This is a genomic window from Thermostichus sp. OS-CIW-29, from assembly GCF_054058195.1.
Window position 1 is genome coordinate 23,988 of sequence record NZ_JBSSAB010000017.1, and the last position, 15,803, is coordinate 39,790.

The following is a 15,803-nucleotide window of genomic DNA, read 5'->3' on the forward strand; positions in this document are numbered from 1 at the left end:
CCCCCTCCTGCCCAAGTTCTGGCTAGGCTCCAAGTAGGCTCTAAGATGGGGGTAGAAAAGCGGGATTTTCCCACAGCAGGATGACGCGGAGGGGCATGGCAGAAATTGGGATTGTGACTGCCCAGCAGTTTGATCGGCGACGGGGCCAGATCCATGTCTACGACGGCGAGGGCAAAGGCAAGTCCCAGGCGGCCCTAGGGGTTGTGCTGCGTTCCATTGGCTTGGGGATCGAAAAGGCGGCCCCCAGCCGGGTGTTGCTGGTGCGGTTTCTCAAGGGGCCAGGCCGAACCTATGCTGAGGATGCGGCCATTGCGGCTCTGCAGCGAGGCTTCCCCCATCTCATCGATCAATTGCGCACCGGGCGGGGAGAGTTTTTCGGCCCAGATGAGATCACCAAGTTTGACCGTCAGGAGGCCCGCCGCGGTTGGGATGTGGCCAAAGGGGCTTTGGCGTCGGGGTTTTACTCGGTGGTGGTGCTGGATGAGCTCAACCCGGTGCTGGATCTGGGCCTGTTGCCTGTGGAGGAGGTGGTCAGTACCCTCAAGCAAAAGCCGGAGGCCATGGAGGTGATCATCACCGGGCGCGGCGCTCCCAAGGAAATTATCGACCTGGCGGATTTGCACTCGGAAATGCGCAGTGTCCGGCGGGCGACGGATCCCCAAAACGGCCAACCCCCTTGCAGCGGCATCGAGATCTACACCGGCAACGGCAAGGGAAAATCCACCAGCGCTCTGGGGCGGGCTCTGCAGGCGATTGGACGCGGCATCAGTAAGGATCTCTCCCATCGTGTACTGATCATGCAATGGCTGAAGGGGGGAACGGGCTACACCGAGGATGCAGCCATTCGGGCCCTGCGGGAAAGCTACCCCGATTTGGTGGATCACCAGCGTTGCGGTCGGGACGCCATTGTCTGGCGGGGCAAACAACAGGAAATCGACTATGTAGAAGCGGAGCGGGGCTGGGAGTTGGCACGGGCGGCCATCGCTTCTGGCCTGTACAAAACCATCATCTTGGATGAGTTGAACCCGACGGTGGATCTGGAGCTGCTGGACGTGGAGCCGATTGTCCAGGCTTTGCTGCGCAAGCCGCGGGACACGGAGATCATCATCACGGGGCGGTGCCATGCCCCCTTACCTTACTTTGAGCTGGCCTCTGTCCACTCGGAAATGGTGAGCCACAAGCACTATGCCGAGCAGGGGGCCGATCTGCGGCGCGGGGTGGACTATTGATGGGATCCTTCGCAGCGTTCTCAGCCAATTCTGCTCTCTCTTGGCCTCCAGACCCCAGGACTCTGGCCCAGTTGTTGCTCACCCTTTTCCAGACGGAAGTGTGGGTGGAGGGCAAGGAGCACGTTCCCGCCGGCCCGCTGGTGGTGGTGAGCAATCACCGCAGTTTTCTGGATGCGCCGGTGCTGATCGCGGGGTTGGACCGACCGATTCGCTTTGCCTGCCATTACTACCTGGCTCAGGTGCCGCTGCTGCGGGAAATCGCCCTGGCTTTGGACTGCATTCCCCTCAAGCAGGGATCCCGGCAGCAAATCCATTTTTTTCGCCAGGCGCAGGCCAGTTTGGCAGCGGGGGTGGGTGTGGGGATCTTCCCAGAAGGGGCGGAGCAGATCACCCGTGAGACCTCGCCTGGGGAGGTGGGGCGGTTTCAGCCGGGTTTTGCCCACCTGGCGCTGGCGGCAGCGGTGGATCCCTTGCCGATTCTGCCGGTGGCGGTGTGGGCGCAGGAAGAATGGCGGGGGATGGATATTCCCATGGCTTTTTTCCGCTGGTTTGACCCCACTGAACCCCGATTTCAACAGGAAGGGGGACATCCGGTGGTGTTGTATCGGCGGGTGGTGCTCAGGGTGGGATCCCCCCTTTGGGTGGGCAGGAAGCAGCGCCAGGGATCCCGACGCGAGCGAATGCAGGTCATTCAAGAGCTAACTGCAGCGGCCCGAGAACAGGTGCGATTGGGATTGGCAGAGAGATGAGAAAGTTGAGTGGCGAGCCGGTAGCATCTGCCTCTAGCTTGGTCAGCCCGGCAACGGGAGCGGTCGGTCAGGAGCGGCCCCTGCTGCTGTATTTGCCCGGTATGGATGGCACAGGTACGTTGTTTTACCGGCAGGCGCAGGCTCTGCAGCGGGAGTTTCGCATTCGCCCCCTGAGTTTGAACCACCCGGAAGCGGGGGATAGCTGGGAAACCCTGGCCGATTGGGTGGGATCCCAGCTAGAAGCGGGGGCGTATTTGTGTGGGGAATCTTTCGGGGCCTGCCTGGCCTTGTTGGTGGCTGCCCAATGGCCGGAACGGTGCCGTGGCCTCATTTTGGTCAATCCGGCCTCGTCGCTGCGACGCAGGCCCTGGTGGTGGGCAGGGCATGTTCTCCTGCCTTTTTTGCCGCCGGGGCTCTATCAGCAGTTGTCGGAGCGAGGGTTGGGGGCTTTGGCGGAGCTCAGCCAAATGGAGCCGCCGGATCGGGAGCGGCTGCGCCAGGCAGTTCACAGTGTTGAACCCACAGTGGCTGCCCAGCGCTTGGCTTTGCTGGGATCCTTTGTTGTGGAGAAGCTGCCTCTGGAGTTGATGACCCTGCCGACTTTGCTGGTGGCAGGGGGCCGGGATCGCCTGTTGCCCTCGGTGCAGGAGGTGGGCTGGCTGGCGGAACGGCTGCCCCAGGCGCAGGTAGAAATCTCGCCCCAGAGCGGCCACGCTTGCCTGCTGGAGCGGCGGATGAACCTGCGGCGTTACCTGCTCAAGCCGGATGGCCTTTTTGCCCCTCTGCTGCTCAATTCTGCTTCGGCCCATTGAGCATGGACAGGGATCCCCACAGATCTTCTATCCGCTCTGGGCAGGAGCTATCCTTCCCCTCTCGATCCAGCCAAAGGGCTCGCAAGCCTGCTGCTTTTGCCCCCTGATAATCGTCGCGGCGGCTGTCGCCAATGTGGCCGGCGGCTGCGGGGGGGATCCCGTGGGCTGCCAGGGCAGCTTGGAAGATGCGGGGATCGGGCTTGGCATAGCCCACTTGGGTGGAGAGGGTGAGGGTGGAAAAGTAGGGATCCAACTGCAACTGCTGCAGCACCCTGGGCAAGCGGCTGTCGAAGTTGGAGATCACCCCCAACCGGATCCCTTCCTGCTGCAGGGCCCGCAAAGCCGGCAGCGTCTCGGGATACAGCTCCCAGGGATCCGCCCCGGCAAAGTGCTCAAACAATTGGGCGAAAAAGTCTTCAAACCGGTGCTCTCCGAAGGCAGCCAGGGATCCCACCCGGGCAAAAGTCTCCCGCACCACCTGGCGCCACCAGGTCCGCTCCCACTCCCGCAAAGGGGATCCCGTCAATCCTGGGCAGGCCGGGGCTGGAGCCTGGGCAAAAACTTGGCCAAAAGCGCGATCCAAGGCCTGGGGATCCACCCTTACCCCATACTCCGCTGCCACCTGGCTGTAAACCTGGCCCACGCTGCCCCGCACCCGAAACAAAGTGCCCACAGCGTCGAAAAAGAGCACCCTCAGCTTCACGACTGCCCCTCGTAGCGGGCGTAGGCATCGACAATCCGCTGCACCAGAGGGTGGCGCACCACATCCCGCTGGTCGAAGTAGCAAAAGGCAACCCCCTCTACCCCTGTCAGAATACGCTCTGCCGCTGCCAGGCCGGACATGCGATGTTTGCCCAGATCCGTTTGGGTGAGATCCCCGGTAACCACCATACGCGACCGGAATCCCAGCCGCGTGAGGGCCATCTTCATCTGCTCGGGGGTGGTGTTCTGGGCTTCGTCCAAAATGATGAAGGCATTGCTCAAAGTACGGCCTCGCATATAGGCCAGCGGCGCCACCTCGATCACCCCCTGCTCCATCAACTGCGGCAGCTTGGCCGGGTCGATAAACTCGAACAGGGCATCGTAAAGGGGCCGCAGATAGGGATCCACCTTTTCCACCAGATCCCCCGGCAAAAACCCCAGTTTTTCTCCCGCCTCCACAGCCGGGCGAGTCAAGATCAAACGCTCGTACTCCCGGTTTTGTAGGGCAGCAATGGCCACAACGGCAGCCAGATAGGTTTTTCCTGTGCCCGCCGGTCCAATGCCAAAGCAGAGGTCGTGGGTGCGAATGGCTCGCACGTACTCCTGTTGGCGGGGCGTTTTCGGTCGGATAAGCTCCCCTTTGCGGGTGCGGGCCAAAATCCCTGCTTGTGCTTGCTGGTAGGCGGCAGCCTCTTGTCCGGAGAGGGCGCGAAAAGCTTGCTCTGCATCGATCACAGTGACGGGGTGCCCAGTTTGCCAAAGCGGCCTCAGCAATTCTAGCCATTGCCGCACCTGCTGCCGCTGTTGAGGAGTGCCTTTCAGGTACAGGTCTTGTCCGCGCAGCGTTACAGAAGCACCGCTGGAGCGACTGATCCACCTCAGGTTGGCCTCCTGAGTGCCCGCCAAAGACATGGCCTGTTGAGGATTGGACAGAGAGATGACTTCGAAATCAGAAGAGAGGGAAGTAGGGTTGTCGTGCATGCCGTGGGCGCCGGGCACCCTGGGAGACCTGTAGGGGTGATCTTACCAAAAACGCTTGTCAGGGCGCTCTGGGCTGTGGAAAGCCGCTGCAGAGCCCAGGGGTCAAGCGCAAGAGCATGACTCTAGTCAATAATAAGCTCAACTATACTGAAAATAATGTGTAATATGTTCAGTACGGATTACTACCAGTTGATCTTTCTGTTTACTTTCGAGTCTGCCAACATGGTAGCCAAAGCAAAGCAGAAAATTGGTAGTAAGACGACACGGAAACTGCGCTTTGGGTATTCTACTCAAAGCTTTGCGGGATACCGCCATTCTGTTTGGAAACAAACAGAATGCTATCGCTGCATAGTTGAACAGTGATGTTCAGCAGTGTTCAGCGTAAATGTATCAGAGATAGATGTTTACCCAATCTGCGTCTGATACTCTGGGGTTGGCACAACTGGATTTGGCGCAAATTCCGCGGCAGATCACCTGCGATGGCAGTGACTTGGATTGGAGCCAGGCCCTGGCCATCGAAGGGATCCAACCTGAAGAAGAAGCTTTACAGGCTTGGATGGCTTTCCGTGACCTGCGGGTGAACCAAGAGGCGGGCAACATTTTACGCTGGCAAGGGCGTCCGTTGCGGGCCAGCCGTATCCGCTTTTTCCCCAGGAATGTGGCTTGGCGCTATGGCTTCTCATTTTCCACCAGCATTCGCTCGCCCCTTGGCAAAGGGATCCCGACCCCTGAGGAGTGGCGCTACCCGGGCCTCTGCCGCTACGGGATTGTGCTGTTTCAACCCAACGCCCAACTGGTGGCCCATCAGGTTTTCGAGTCCTCGCCAGAGCAGCCCCAAGAGGTGGATCTGGATCCCAACCTGGATATTGCCTTCAACATCAATGACGCCAAGGGCAGCTACGGCGACAATAGCGGCAGCTTCGATATTTACCTGCAGGTGGTGAGCTAGACTCACCCAACCCCAGGAGGGATCCCGGCTGATCGCGATAGCGGGACGGAGTCTTTGCAGGGCGGGTCAGGGGGCAGTTGCCGGGTGGGATCCCATCCCCTACAATGAGTGAACTGGTGGCTGGATCCCAGCTTGCCATTGCCCTTCCTGGCCCTGGAGAGGTGGCTGAGTGGTCGAAAGCGGCTTCCTGCTAAGAAGTTACGGGGCCCAAAAGCTCCGTCGAGGGTTCGAATCCCTCCCTCTCCGTCCATATTTGCTGACCAAGGTTGTTGACGTCCTCTGCGCGCCGTTAGCTTACTTCCCCATAGCGGTAGGGCGGGGCTTTTCTCAGTAGCTCGGGCGTCTCAGACTAACCTGAAACGACCATAGAGGCCAACTCCGCTACCAGTCATGGGTCGTGGAAGCAGGAAGAAATCAGAGACGTCACCTCCTATTGGGGTTTCGTAAGTTTTTCAGAGGGGTGTAGTCCTCAATCCAAATAGGCGCTCAACTCCTGCTCCAATGTAGGCAGTTGCACCTCTCCCTGCTCCAGCTCTTCCAAATCTTCCAGTTGCTTGCGCAAACGGGCGATCCGCTCTTGCAGGCACTCTTTGATGCCTTTGGCCCCCAAACCGAGGCAGCTGCGGCAGACTTCCCCGTAGATTTGCCCGCGGTCGTTATAGACCACCGCCAGCAACACTTGGTGCCCTTTTTTCTGGATGGGGTTGGCCCATCCCCCACAGATAATGCAGGGCACTCGGCCATTGCCCCCGTAAATGCTGCGTTCCCAGACGATTCTCACGCTCAGCCTCAATGCAACTTGTTGCCCACCAGCATAAAAACCCAGGGGGATCCCTTGCCACCCCAAGATGCCGCGTTCCTTCCCTTCCCATTGCGGTGAAACGGTTTGCTGGTTAAATGCCTGCCCCCCTCTCCCCCTGGGAGAGGGGCTTGGGGGTGGAGGCCAAAAAGGGATCCCGGCGGCTAGGTGCTGGGCCGGGCAGATTGAGAGCGGTCGATGGTGCGATAGGTGAGGCTGGCAGCCACCTCTAGAGCTTTGGCGGCGTCGCGGAAATAAAACCCCAACTCCTCATCCTTCTCCGTGCGGTTGGGCTTATTGAACTTGGCCTTGAACTGCACGTTGCAATACATGGCCAACCCCACCAGAACCTCTGACAGTCCGTGCTGGTTGATCAGCCGCTCCACGTCCGTAAGCAGGCTTTTGATCAAGGCATCGGCTACTGGTTCTGGCAAACTGTCCAGGTCGTGCATGGGGGCTCCTCAACCAACGAGAGCAAACAAGCCAACGGGTCTGGAAAATCGAGATGGATCTGGGATCCCGAAGGCAACCTCTCCTGATTTTCCTGCATCTTTTCCAGAATGCCCAATCCCCTTGCCAACGCTACCACCACTGCCGCAGCCAGCCCCACAGGCCCGGATAACGAATGGAGCGCTCCCGGGCCGCTTGCTCCAGATGATGGGCGTGGTCTTGGCTGCCGGGATCCCGCAGACGATTCAGGCGCATCAAATAGGCATAGCGGTGGATCTGTTCTCGCAACTGAACTGGGGGAAGGGCAAAGCACTCTGGGCAAATAGGGCCGAGATTCAGACCCCTATCGTTGAAAAGGCAACGAACTCGCTTCCCGCCCGCAAAACGCTTTCCGCAGGCGGCACAGTAGCAAGCTGAGGGCTGGTTGGCAAGGCGCTGCCAGCGAATTCGCATGGTCTTCCCGACAAAAAGGCAAGCAACGTGCAGGCAATTCGCTGCAGCCATAATAGGCTAGAAGCTGGTGAGCAGAACCCAGGATGGGGGGGCCTGGAGTATCGAAAACCATGCCGCAACTCTACGACTGTGTCATCGTCGGCGCCGGCCCTGCTGGAGGATCTGCCGCCTACCATCTGGCCAAGCGGGGACGCTCGGTGCTGGTTCTGGAAAAGGATCCCTTGCCCCGCTACAAACCCTGTGGGGGCGGCGTTTCTCCTATGGTGGCGGCTTGGTTTGACTTCGACTTTGGCCCCGCCATTTCCCTCAAGATCCGGCAAATCCGCTACACCTGGCGCGGCGGCGATCCGGTGGTGGTCGATTTGGATTTGAAAGAGCCCGTTTGGATGGTGCGGCGGGATGTTTTCGACCACTACCTGATTCAGCAAGCGCAAAAGCAAGGGGCAGCGCTCCAGGCAGAATGCCCTGTCTCCGGCCTTGAGTGGCAAAGCGACCGCTGGCAAGTGATGACAACCGCCGGCCCGGTCTGGGGTCGGTACGTGATCGGGGCCGATGGGGCAAAAGGCTCAATGGCCAAGTGGCTGGGCTTTCAGGAACGCCGCCGTCGCTTGGCTGCCGCCTTGGAAGCAGAAGTGCCTCTCCTGCAGCCGCAAACTGCAGCCGCCCATTTTGACTTCGGCGCCGTCAGCAATGGCTACATTTGGAACTTCCCCAAGGCTGATGGCTACTCGATTGGAGCCGGCACCTTTCGGGGTGGAGAAAAACAAAACCTGCGGGAAATTGCCGCCCAATATGCCCAAAGCTTTGGCGTAGACTTGAAGTCGGTCAAGCCGTTTGGCCATCCCATCTGCCTCTGGGACGAAGATCAACCGCTTCACACCCAAAATGCCCTCTTGGTGGGAGATGCCGCCTGCGTTATCGATCCGTTTACCGCTGAAGGGATCCGCCCTTCCCTTCTCACCGGCATGTTGGCGGCCCAGGCCATCGATCAAGCTCTAGGCGGGGATACAGAAGCTCTGGCGAACTACTCTGCCCGCGTGCAGCAGGAATGGGGCTCAGAAATGCGCTGGGCTAAGCGGATTGCGGCGTTGTTCTATCGCTTTCCGGGCGTGGGCTACAGGGTGGGCGTCAAACGACCGGGAGCCACTCGGCGCATGGGCCAGATCTTGGCCGGTGAACTGCGCTACAGCGATGTGGCCAGCTCGGCCATTCGCAAGTTAAGCGGTGGTCTGCTCGCCTAAGCCCGGCACCGACAGACGCGGGCGAGATCCAGGATCGTCGAAGCGCTTGCCGATCACCAGGCAGTTGCGACCATCCGCTTGGCGGCTGTAGCTGAGGTGAGTAGAGAGAGCTTTCATCAGCAAAATACCCCGTCCCCCCTCGGACTCAAGATTGGCGTTGGGCGATGTGGGATCCGACAAGTTCCGAGCAAATTCCTCCAGATCAAACTCCTGCCCCTGATCCCAGATGCGCAACTCCAGCCCTTGCGGCATCAGCAGCAGCTCAATGTCGATGGGCGTACTTTCCGGCAGAGCGCGGTGGGCGTGGCGAACGGCGTTGGTAAACCCCTCTACCAAAGCCAACTGACATTCCGCCCAAATGGGATCCGGGATGCCCGCATTTCGGAAAGACTCAAACCAGGTCAAAACCTGGTCAAGCGCGTCCAGGGTTGTGTCAACCCTCAGCGCAAACGTTTGCCTCTTGTCCAGAGGGATCCCTGCCGCGTTCAAAACCGAACCCCAACGATGAGGATTGAACTCAAGCCCATCAATCCTGGCCGGATTGACCCTACCAGATTCTAGACCAGAGCCCTGCTAGAACGTGTCATCCCCCACTTTGGGGGGTGCAGCTAGGGAGCGATGACCAAATCCACACGGCGGTTCCGCTGCCGTCCGGCTTCTGTGTCGTTATCGGCAACGGGCAAGGTGGGACCAAAGCCAGAGGTTGTCCAACTGATGGGATGGCCTTCCGGCAGCAGCTTCGTCAAATAGTCCTTAACCGCATTGGCGCGGCGCAGAGAAAGGGCCAAGTTGTAGTTTAAGGGCCCGATGTTATCGGTGTGGCCATTCACTTGAACGCGGGCGCCGGGCATAGCTTCCAAGGACTTGGCCACCTGGGCCAACAGCGAGGCTGCTTCAGGTCGAATCTCGGCTTTGTCAAAATCGAACAGCAAATCGCCCGGCAGGCTGATGGTTTGGGTTCCCACCTGAAAAGAGGTCAGCGTTTTGGTCGGGGCTGGGGTGCTTTCTTCTCCTGGGACGATCTCGGCAGCAGTGGAAGATTCCCTGACAGGCTCAGGGGCTGTTTGAGAACGCAGCCGTTGCAGCCGCGACTCCAATTCCTCAATTCTGATCAAGAGCTGGATCACCTGCTGGCGGATCTCCCGAATCTCTGCCTCCAGATCCGTGGGGCTCTCATGATTTTCCTCTGGATCTGCATCTGCTGTTGGGCTGGCCACCGGAGGATTGGCCTGGGGCGGAGCCAAGGTGGGCAGGATCGGTGGTGTGGGAGAAGCGGGTTGAGTGGGAGAGATGTTGGTCTCCGGCTGGGGCTGAGGTTGGGCCTGCTGGGGAAGCACCATCCCGACCCAGATTCCGCTGCTGACCAAGAGGATCCCGCTTAGGGAATGGAGAGCGACTGTTAGGAGCTGGGACGAACGAGCCATTGCAGGCAAACCTCCGGCTGGATGGGCGCAGGCAAGGAGCAGGAACTCCTCTCAACTCAACCCTCAAGACCCATCCTAACCGGCGACCCGATCTCGCCAAGGGGATTCTCGGTCGGTCCAACTGCCACTTCCCGCCATCTGCTGTGGGAGGCTAATCAAAACTGATGCGACCTCGATAACGCCCTATGAGGGTTAGGCCGTTGATGGGATCCGCCAAATCCGCCACAAAAGGGGGAAAGCGGGGATTGTCGCTGATCACCTTCACCTGGGACCCAGGCAGGCGCTGCAGCCGTTTGACCAACAGATCCCCATCCATCTGAAAGACGTAAATGCCTTCACAGCCCAGGTCTCCACCCTCTTGCCGCTCCACAAAGATCCAGTCGCCATCCTCCAACGTGGGAGACATGCTATCCCCCTGCACCCGAATCAGGCTCAGCTCGGCAGGATTTCCCTTCAAGTGCGTCCGCAGCCAGTTTCGCTCAAAAGCAATCACCGATTCGATCGATTCTTCGCGCACCAACGCCCCCGCTCCGGCAGAGGCGGCCACATCGACAAAAGGCACATACACATACTCTGCTTTCGCGTCGGGATGCAACTGCGGGGATCCCTCCCCTGTAATCAGCCAATTGAGGTTGACCTGGCCCACTTGGGCAATTTTCACGGCCTTGTCAATGCTGGGCACGGATCCCTTCAGGTAGCTGCGCAAGGCCGTATCGCTAATTCCGGCCCGTCGCCCAAACGCATAGACGGCTTCATCGCCAATCACCCATCGCAAGCGGTCTGCAAAAGAAGAGCCAGAGGAGATGGACATCGGCTTAACGCTACATATTGTGTATAAGTAGATTTTTGCCACTATATCTTGACAAGTCAACAACCGGTGCAGCCATTTGGGGACAATCTTCAACCTGAGCTGACCAAGCGGCAGAAGGGAAATCTCACTTATTGTTAGCAGGCTGGCTGGGGAATCCTACTGGCGCTACCGTGGTTTTGGGTTGTGTTCACAGCGGGTCAGCAGCGGGCCGGCACAGCTTACTCTACCCAAAAAGGTGCACGTGGGATCTTCACCAAGTGCTGGGGTAAGCTACCCTGTCTGTTGAACTTATTCTGGCAGTCTGTCTGGGTGAAAGATGGTAAACTACCCGACTCAGACCGCTAAAGCGATACGGAGCGGGCTTTTAGTAGCCCTGCAGTTAGTAAACTAACCACGGACCTCTGGGCTGGTTTACGACAACCCCAATCGACCGTTACCAGTGCCCTAAAAAGCCGTTTCTGGTGTCCGCATTATTATTATAACATAACATAAAACAAATAAAGTCACGCATTCCTCCCAACACTGACTTTATGAGTACAGTGCGGGGCTCCTGCGATTTCTAGCTGAGATATCGGCATTAGCGGCCCAAAAGGTTCGGTTCCCAGATTGCCTCTGGGTCTACTTCAAGCTGTTCTGCCTCAATCCCTATGGTTTCCTCTGACCTCAAGCGCTGGCTGGATAACTTCCTGATTGCCGTTGTCTTTCTGGTGTTCGCCGGGTTTGTCTGGTTTGTCTTTTCCGTAACCGGGGCTTTTCTTGGGATCCCACTGGGCTACAAACTTTGGATGCGGCTCTGGCTGCCTTTGTTTCAGCCGGCTTTGGGGATCCTGATGGCCGGGGCGGTGGTGAGCGGAGTGTGGGGCTGGCTGGAAAAACGCCGCTCCCAACAATCATGATCATCAATAGAACTGAAGATCCCGTGGCGCAGGGGAGCCCCAGACTGGCTCTATACTGGAAACGTATCTAAATGTTGAGCACCTGAGGCAGTCTGGCGTCGTGTTTGTTCTGTCCGGCTACGAGTATTTGCTGGTTTTCCTGATCCTCTGCTCTCTGCTGCCGATTTTGGCTCTGGGGGCTTCCGCACTCTTAGCGCCAAAGCGGCGGGGATCCCTGCGGCGCAGCACTTACGAGTCGGGCATGGAGCCGTTTGGGCAAGCCTGGATCCAGTTCAACATTCGCTACTACATGTTCGCACTGGTCTTCGTCATTTTCGATGTAGAGACGGTGTTCCTCTATCCCTGGGCAGTGGCGTTTCACCGCTTGGGGCTGTTGGCCTTTGTGGAGGCCCTGATTTTCATCGCCATCCTTGTGGTGGGTCTTGTGTACGCCTGGAGAAAAGGAGCATTGGAATGGTCATGACATCTGAGAAATCGCAAGTCTTGTTTCCGGGGGCTGCCCCCCAGGTGACTACCGACCTCTCCAACAACGTCGTTCTGACGACGGTGAACGACCTGTACAACTGGGCTAAGATGTCCAGCCTCTGGCCGCTGCTCTACGGCACCGCCTGCTGCTTCATCGAGTTTGCCGCCATGCTGGGATCCCGCTTCGACTTCGACCGCTTTGGCCTGCTGCCTCGTTGTTCGCCGCGCACGGCTGATTTGATCATCACGGCAGGTACGGTCACCATGAAAATGGCGCCGGCGTTGGTCAAGCTCTACCAGCAAATGGCTGAGCCGAAGTACGTGATCGCCATGGGGGCCTGCACCATCAGCGGTGGCATGTTCAGCTCCGATTCCTACACGGCAGTGCGGGGGGTGGACAAGCTGATCCCGGTGGATGTGTACATTCCCGGCTGCCCTCCTCGTCCAGAAGCGATCATGGATGCCATTGTCAAGCTGCGCAAGAAGATCGCCGCCGAGGACATGCGGGAACGAGGCCGTCTGCAGCAAACCCACCGCTACTACACGGTTAAGCACAACCTCAAGCCTGTGCCGGAGATCATCACCGGCAAGTATCTGGAGAGCGAGACCCGCCAAGCTCCCCCGCCAGAGCTGGCTGCGGCCATTGGCTTGCCAGTGCCCCCGGCCTTGCAAACCGCCGACTTTAAGCGGGCGGAACAGCAGCTCAAAGCCTTGCAGGGAGGAGTGTGAGATGGCAGAGGAGAATGCCCAGGAAAAACAAGCGCCGCCATCCGCAGGCGAGCAGTCGGAACCCTTGGTGACGTTGGAGCGGGGCCCGGTTTCCCAGTTTCTGGCCGACAACGGCTTCGAGCACCAGTATTTGGGGAGAGACGCAGCGGGGGTAGAGCTGTTGGAGGTGGAGCGGGACTTTCTCCTACCCCTGTGTACCGCCCTCTATGCCTACGGCTTTAACTACCTGGAGTGTCAGTGCGGGTATGACCTGGGGGCAGGGCAGCCACTGGTCAGCCTTTACCACCTGATCAAGCTGTCAGACGGGGCGGATCGCCCTCAGGAGGTGCGGCTCCAGGTAAAGTTGCCTCGCCACGATCCACGGCTGCCTTCCGTATACTGGATTTGGAAGTCGGCGGATTGGCAGGAACGGGAAACCTACGACATGTACGGCATTGTTTTCGAGGGACACCCGAACCTGAAGCGGATTTTAATGCCGGAAGACTGGATAGGGTGGCCCCTGCGCAAGGACTACATCACGCCTGATTTTTATGAGCTGCAGGATGCCTACTGATTGGGGATCCCTGACCTGGTGAGCAGCGTTGAATAGGATGGGTTGAGATGTGGCCTTTTTTGCTCTTGGCAATCTACGCAGGAGGAGTTTGGTACTCGGCCCGCAAGGCGGATCGCATCTATTCGGGCTCCGGGAAGTGGGTGGTATCGGCCCTCTGGCCTGTGTTGTTGGTCTCGAACCGTCAGTTTCGCCAAAATTGGCGTCGTCCCCTGAACAAGTAAGTTTGAGTTGAGTAAGTCTGGATCCCTGGAATCCTCACCTGTGATCGCTCCTGAGCAACACCTACGCGACCCGAGTCTTTCTCTATCGACACCTCAGGCCACGCAGAAGTTGCGGGAGTTGATTGTCAGCCGCATTCGCGCTCAGGGACCGGTGACCTTTGCCCAGTTTATGGAGTGGGCTCTCTACGAGCCAGGGTTGGGCTATTACGAGCAGGGATCCCCGATTAGCCCCGACTACCTCACCTCTCCCCACCTGGCGGCGGACTTTGCCCAACTGTTGGCAGAGCAGATCCTTCAGTTCTGGCACATTTTGGGATCCCCCTCTGCCTTCACGGTCATCGAGATGGGGGCAGGCAGCGGTCGCTTGGCCCAGGATTGGCTGACCTACGTGCGCTCTGCTAACCCCCCTTTTTGGCAGGCACTGGAATATGGGATCCTGGAGCGTTCTGCCCACCTGCGGCGGCTCCAACAGGAGCGGTTGGCCCCTTTTGGGGAGAAGGTGCGCTGGTTGGATTGGGACGGGATCCCGGATGAGTCGGTCACAGGCTGTTTCTTCTCCAATGAGCTGGTGGATGCTTTTCCGGTGCATCGGGTGCAGGTACAGGATGGGGCTTTGCGGGAAATCTATGTCGATTGCAGCGAGGCTGCAGAAGCCGACTTCCGGGAAGTGCTGGGGGATCTGTCCACTCCTGAGCTGAGGGAGTATTTTGCCCGCTTGGGGATCCCTGTAGAAACTTATCCGTCCGGTTACCAAACCGAGGTGAACCTAAAAGCCTTGGAGTGGCTGCAGCTCCTGGCCCGCAAGCTCCGGCGAGGCTACGTGCTCACCATCGATTATGGCCACACCGCCCAGCGCTACTACAGCCCCCACCGCGCCCAAGGTACGCTCTTGGCCTACCGACAGCACGGCAGCTATACGGACCCCTATGTTCGGGTGGGATCCCAGGATCTCACCGCTCATGTGGACTTTACGACCCTAGAGCAAGTGGGAGAATCTCTGGGGCTAAGATGTCTGGGGTTCACCCGGCAAAGCAGCTTTTTGGTGAACCTGGGATTGACCGAGCGGCTGGCCGCCCTTAGCCAAATGGGGAACCCGGTTGATGGCGAAGCTGTGGATGTGGGCCAAGTTTTGCGGCGGCGATCCGCTCTTCATGCGCTGCTGGATCCCATGGGGTTGGGGGGCTTTGGAGTATTGGTGCAGGCTAAGGGCCTGACCCCCTCAGAATATGCTCATCCTCTGCGGGGCTTTGGCGAGCCAGAGCTGTGAACCGTTTCGGTGCTATTGGGATGGGATGTCTGCCCCTACCGGCTACCGTTGCCTTCCATCGATGCCAGTTCTGCCATTGCTCTGGCGCTATCTTCCAGGTTGTCGATTCGCTCCTCGAGGGTTGCAAAGACTTCGTCATATTTGTCGGCCCATGCGACGCCGGCGGCAGTTTTGGTCATGCGGACCGAGCCAAGAGATACGTCTGAAGATCCTTTCGCGGGCATAGGTGACCGTTTAATGGAGTTACTAGAGCCTGTTGACCGACAAGCCTGGGTTAAGCGGGCAATATCCTGCTTCAGGAGATTCTGTTTTGATTGGAGTTGTTCTACCTTGGCTATGCCCTCCTTAAGGGACTGAATGAGTTTCTGTTTCTTGGCTTGTAAATCTCCAATCGAGGCTTTCAGACTTTGCTCTTCTGCGCGTAACTGAGGAAGTCGTTCTTCTTGAGATTGGATCTGGATCTCTGTTTCAAAATGAAGCTGAGGAGTTTGAGCTTGCGAACGAGCCTCATCATAAGGTTGGGCAGCAGCCACCCCCTTCTGCTGGACTTTTGCCCAATCTTCAAGGGCAGCACGCAGGTTGGCCAGTTCGCTTTGCAGTTGCTGTAGGTCTGAAGGAGTGATTTCGTTTTGCTTCTGTCGATTTTCGAGGTGCTGCAGAAGCTGGATTTTGGCTTTGGCCTCGCTCCCAGATAGAGCAGAAGCCACATAGCCCGTCATCCCCGTAGCCAAACCTGCTGCTCCTGCCTGCCACAGGGATCCTCCCGCCCCAAGGCCACCAATAGCCACCGTAACTCCGGCCAACGCGGGAAAGGCAGTTATCCAAAGCTGGCGGCAGGAGAAAGGCAACATCATCGACCCCAGGGTGGAAGAGGAGATTGTCTTGAAGATTGTTTTGACCATAGGTAATGTTTGGGTAGGTTTTCTCTCACTCACAACTCCTCTTTTTTTAAGGAGAAAGGGGAGCTAGAACCAACACAAAGAACAAAGAACGCCTTAGAGACAATTTTACTGCACTATTTCACTGCACTTCATCACTGCACTTCAAGATGACTCTGGTGTACTGCTGAGGT

At 58.3% G+C, this 15,803-nt stretch carries 20 protein-coding genes and 1 tRNA gene; 12 read left to right on the forward strand and 9 right to left on the reverse strand.

What is annotated here, in order from left to right:
- Positions 1-80 precede the first annotated feature (80 nt).
- Genes ACVWZJ_RS07660 through ACVWZJ_RS07670 form a run of 3 tightly spaced genes read left to right on the forward strand, consistent with a single transcriptional unit; the run spans position 81 to position 2,790 of the window.
- On the forward strand, positions 81-1,229 hold the full coding sequence (locus ACVWZJ_RS07660) for a cob(I)yrinic acid a,c-diamide adenosyltransferase (RefSeq protein ID WP_041436711.1): 1,149 nt from the start codon (positions 81-83) through the stop codon (positions 1,227-1,229).
- The gene (locus tag ACVWZJ_RS07665; RefSeq protein ID WP_011433886.1) at positions 1,229-1,978 is read left to right on the forward strand and encodes a lysophospholipid acyltransferase family protein; all 750 of its coding nucleotides are present in this window, start codon (positions 1,229-1,231) and stop codon (positions 1,976-1,978) included. Before ACVWZJ_RS07660 ends, ACVWZJ_RS07665 begins: the two co-directional genes overlap by 1 nt.
- Positions 1,975-2,790, forward strand: a complete 816-nt coding sequence (locus tag ACVWZJ_RS07670) for an alpha/beta fold hydrolase (RefSeq protein ID WP_049749594.1) — start codon at positions 1,975-1,977, stop codon at positions 2,788-2,790. The genes ACVWZJ_RS07665 and ACVWZJ_RS07670 overlap by 4 nt, the downstream gene beginning before the upstream one ends.
- Here ACVWZJ_RS07670 and ACVWZJ_RS07675 read toward each other — a convergent pair.
- On the reverse strand, positions 2,768-3,493 hold the full coding sequence (locus tag ACVWZJ_RS07675) for an HAD-IA family hydrolase (protein ID WP_011433888.1): 726 nt from the start codon (positions 3,491-3,493) through the stop codon (positions 2,768-2,770). The two genes, ACVWZJ_RS07670 and ACVWZJ_RS07675, sit on opposite strands and share 23 nt — an antisense overlap.
- Positions 3,490-4,473 (reverse strand): PhoH family protein, encoded by a 984-nt coding sequence (locus ACVWZJ_RS07680; RefSeq protein WP_414330856.1) that lies wholly within the window; start codon positions 4,471-4,473, stop codon positions 3,490-3,492. Before ACVWZJ_RS07680 ends, ACVWZJ_RS07675 begins: the two co-directional genes overlap by 4 nt.
- 400 nt (positions 4,474-4,873) lie before the next feature.
- Here ACVWZJ_RS07680 and ACVWZJ_RS07685 point away from each other — a divergent pair, with 400 nt between their 5' ends.
- A complete protein-coding gene (locus ACVWZJ_RS07685) occupies positions 4,874-5,422 on the forward strand; it encodes a hypothetical protein (protein WP_011433891.1) in 549 nt (182 codons plus the stop codon).
- A 155-nt stretch (positions 5,423-5,577) separates the two neighbouring features.
- A tRNA-Ser gene (locus ACVWZJ_RS07690) sits at positions 5,578-5,668 on the forward strand.
- A gap of 223 nt (positions 5,669-5,891) precedes the next feature.
- Here the strand turns inward: ACVWZJ_RS07690 and ACVWZJ_RS07695 are convergent.
- The 3 genes from ACVWZJ_RS07695 to ACVWZJ_RS07705 all read right to left on the reverse strand — a co-directional run bounded on the left by ACVWZJ_RS07695 (position 5,892) and on the right by ACVWZJ_RS07705 (position 6,959).
- On the reverse strand, positions 5,892-6,203 hold the full coding sequence (locus ACVWZJ_RS07695) for a hypothetical protein (protein ID WP_011433892.1): 312 nt from the start codon (positions 6,201-6,203) through the stop codon (positions 5,892-5,894).
- A gap of 182 nt (positions 6,204-6,385) precedes the next feature.
- Complete coding sequence (locus tag ACVWZJ_RS07700; protein ID WP_011433893.1) at positions 6,386-6,673, reverse strand: hypothetical protein; 288 nt, start codon at positions 6,671-6,673, stop codon at positions 6,386-6,388.
- 130 nt (positions 6,674-6,803) lie between these two features.
- Positions 6,804-6,959 (reverse strand): hypothetical protein, encoded by a 156-nt coding sequence (locus ACVWZJ_RS07705; RefSeq protein ID WP_414331197.1) that lies wholly within the window; start codon positions 6,957-6,959, stop codon positions 6,804-6,806.
- Between the two features lie 275 nt (positions 6,960-7,234).
- On the opposite strand from ACVWZJ_RS07705, the gene ACVWZJ_RS07710 reads away from it, so the two are divergent.
- Complete coding sequence (locus ACVWZJ_RS07710) at positions 7,235-8,365, forward strand: geranylgeranyl reductase family protein (RefSeq protein WP_011433895.1); 1,131 nt, start codon at positions 7,235-7,237, stop codon at positions 8,363-8,365.
- Here the strand turns inward: ACVWZJ_RS07710 and ACVWZJ_RS07715 are convergent.
- The 3 genes from ACVWZJ_RS07715 to ACVWZJ_RS07725 form a co-directional block, all read right to left on the reverse strand.
- Positions 8,342-8,854: an ATP-binding protein gene (locus ACVWZJ_RS07715; RefSeq protein WP_011433896.1), complete on the reverse strand. Its 513-nt coding sequence runs from the start codon at positions 8,852-8,854 to the stop codon at positions 8,342-8,344. The two genes, ACVWZJ_RS07710 and ACVWZJ_RS07715, sit on opposite strands and share 24 nt — an antisense overlap.
- A gap of 119 nt (positions 8,855-8,973) precedes the next feature.
- Positions 8,974-9,789: an OmpA family protein gene (locus ACVWZJ_RS07720; RefSeq protein WP_083757656.1), complete on the reverse strand. Its 816-nt coding sequence runs from the start codon at positions 9,787-9,789 to the stop codon at positions 8,974-8,976.
- Between the two features lie 151 nt (positions 9,790-9,940).
- Positions 9,941-10,600 (reverse strand): XRE family transcriptional regulator, encoded by a 660-nt coding sequence (locus tag ACVWZJ_RS07725; protein WP_011433898.1) that lies wholly within the window; start codon positions 10,598-10,600, stop codon positions 9,941-9,943.
- Between the two features lie 647 nt (positions 10,601-11,247).
- Between ACVWZJ_RS07725 and ACVWZJ_RS07730 the strand changes: the two genes are divergently transcribed.
- The 6 genes from ACVWZJ_RS07730 (at position 11,248) to ACVWZJ_RS07755 (ending at position 14,731) form a co-directional block, all read left to right on the forward strand.
- Positions 11,248-11,496, forward strand: coding sequence for a hypothetical protein (locus tag ACVWZJ_RS07730; RefSeq protein ID WP_011433899.1), 249 nt, complete (start codon positions 11,248-11,250; stop codon positions 11,494-11,496).
- 100 nt (positions 11,497-11,596) lie between these two features.
- Complete coding sequence (ndhC, locus tag ACVWZJ_RS07735; protein ID WP_457384246.1) at positions 11,597-11,959, forward strand: photosynthetic/respiratory NAD(P)H-quinone oxidoreductase subunit C; 363 nt, start codon at positions 11,597-11,599, stop codon at positions 11,957-11,959.
- Entirely contained in the window at positions 11,956-12,690 is a 735-nt protein-coding gene (locus ACVWZJ_RS07740) for an NADH dehydrogenase subunit K (protein WP_457395670.1), read from the forward strand. Before ndhC ends, ACVWZJ_RS07740 begins: the two co-directional genes overlap by 4 nt.
- 1 nt (position 12,691) lies before the next feature.
- A complete protein-coding gene (locus ACVWZJ_RS07745) occupies positions 12,692-13,243 on the forward strand; it encodes an NAD(P)H-quinone oxidoreductase subunit J (protein WP_414407512.1) in 552 nt (183 codons plus the stop codon).
- A 47-nt stretch (positions 13,244-13,290) separates the two neighbouring features.
- Complete coding sequence (locus ACVWZJ_RS07750; RefSeq protein ID WP_414344869.1) at positions 13,291-13,464, forward strand: hypothetical protein; 174 nt, start codon at positions 13,291-13,293, stop codon at positions 13,462-13,464.
- 7 nt (positions 13,465-13,471) lie between these two features.
- Positions 13,472-14,731: a class I SAM-dependent methyltransferase gene (locus ACVWZJ_RS07755; RefSeq protein ID WP_457395625.1), complete on the forward strand. Its 1,260-nt coding sequence runs from the start codon at positions 13,472-13,474 to the stop codon at positions 14,729-14,731.
- 35 nt (positions 14,732-14,766) lie between these two features.
- Here the strand turns inward: ACVWZJ_RS07755 and ACVWZJ_RS07760 are convergent, their stop codons facing one another.
- The gene (locus ACVWZJ_RS07760; RefSeq protein WP_011433905.1) at positions 14,767-15,633 is read right to left on the reverse strand and encodes a hypothetical protein; all 867 of its coding nucleotides are present in this window, start codon (positions 15,631-15,633) and stop codon (positions 14,767-14,769) included.
- Positions 15,634-15,803: the final 170 nt, after the last annotated feature.

What these genes read in the sequence shown, in the direction of transcription:
- ACVWZJ_RS07665 (WP_011433886.1), top strand. Translation starts at nt 1,229, where the DNA reads ATGGGATCCTTCGCAGCGTTCTCAGCCAATTCTGCTCTCTCTTGGCCT.
- ACVWZJ_RS07680 (WP_414330856.1), bottom strand. Translation starts at nt 4,473, where the DNA reads ATGCACGACAACCCTACTTCCCTCTCTTCTGATTTCGAAGTCATCTCT.
- ACVWZJ_RS07740 (WP_457395670.1), top strand. Translation starts at nt 11,956, where the DNA reads ATGACATCTGAGAAATCGCAAGTCTTGTTTCCGGGGGCTGCCCCCCAG.
- ACVWZJ_RS07720 (WP_083757656.1), bottom strand. Translation starts at nt 9,789, where the DNA reads ATGGCTCGTTCGTCCCAGCTCCTAACAGTCGCTCTCCATTCCCTAAGC.
- ACVWZJ_RS07745 (WP_414407512.1), top strand. Translation starts at nt 12,692, where the DNA reads ATGGCAGAGGAGAATGCCCAGGAAAAACAAGCGCCGCCATCCGCAGGC.
- ACVWZJ_RS07730 (WP_011433899.1), top strand. Translation starts at nt 11,248, where the DNA reads ATGGTTTCCTCTGACCTCAAGCGCTGGCTGGATAACTTCCTGATTGCC.
- ACVWZJ_RS07700 (WP_011433893.1), bottom strand. Translation starts at nt 6,673, where the DNA reads ATGCACGACCTGGACAGTTTGCCAGAACCAGTAGCCGATGCCTTGATC.
- ACVWZJ_RS07710 (WP_011433895.1), top strand. Translation starts at nt 7,235, where the DNA reads ATGCCGCAACTCTACGACTGTGTCATCGTCGGCGCCGGCCCTGCTGGA.
- ACVWZJ_RS07685 (WP_011433891.1), top strand. Translation starts at nt 4,874, where the DNA reads ATGTTTACCCAATCTGCGTCTGATACTCTGGGGTTGGCACAACTGGAT.
- ACVWZJ_RS07760 (WP_011433905.1), bottom strand. Translation starts at nt 15,633, where the DNA reads ATGGTCAAAACAATCTTCAAGACAATCTCCTCTTCCACCCTGGGGTCG.
- ACVWZJ_RS07750 (WP_414344869.1), top strand. Translation starts at nt 13,291, where the DNA reads ATGTGGCCTTTTTTGCTCTTGGCAATCTACGCAGGAGGAGTTTGGTAC.
- ACVWZJ_RS07725 (WP_011433898.1), bottom strand. Translation starts at nt 10,600, where the DNA reads ATGTCCATCTCCTCTGGCTCTTCTTTTGCAGACCGCTTGCGATGGGTG.
- ACVWZJ_RS07670 (WP_049749594.1), top strand. Translation starts at nt 1,975, where the DNA reads ATGAGAAAGTTGAGTGGCGAGCCGGTAGCATCTGCCTCTAGCTTGGTC.
- ACVWZJ_RS07660 (WP_041436711.1), top strand. Translation starts at nt 81, where the DNA reads ATGACGCGGAGGGGCATGGCAGAAATTGGGATTGTGACTGCCCAGCAG.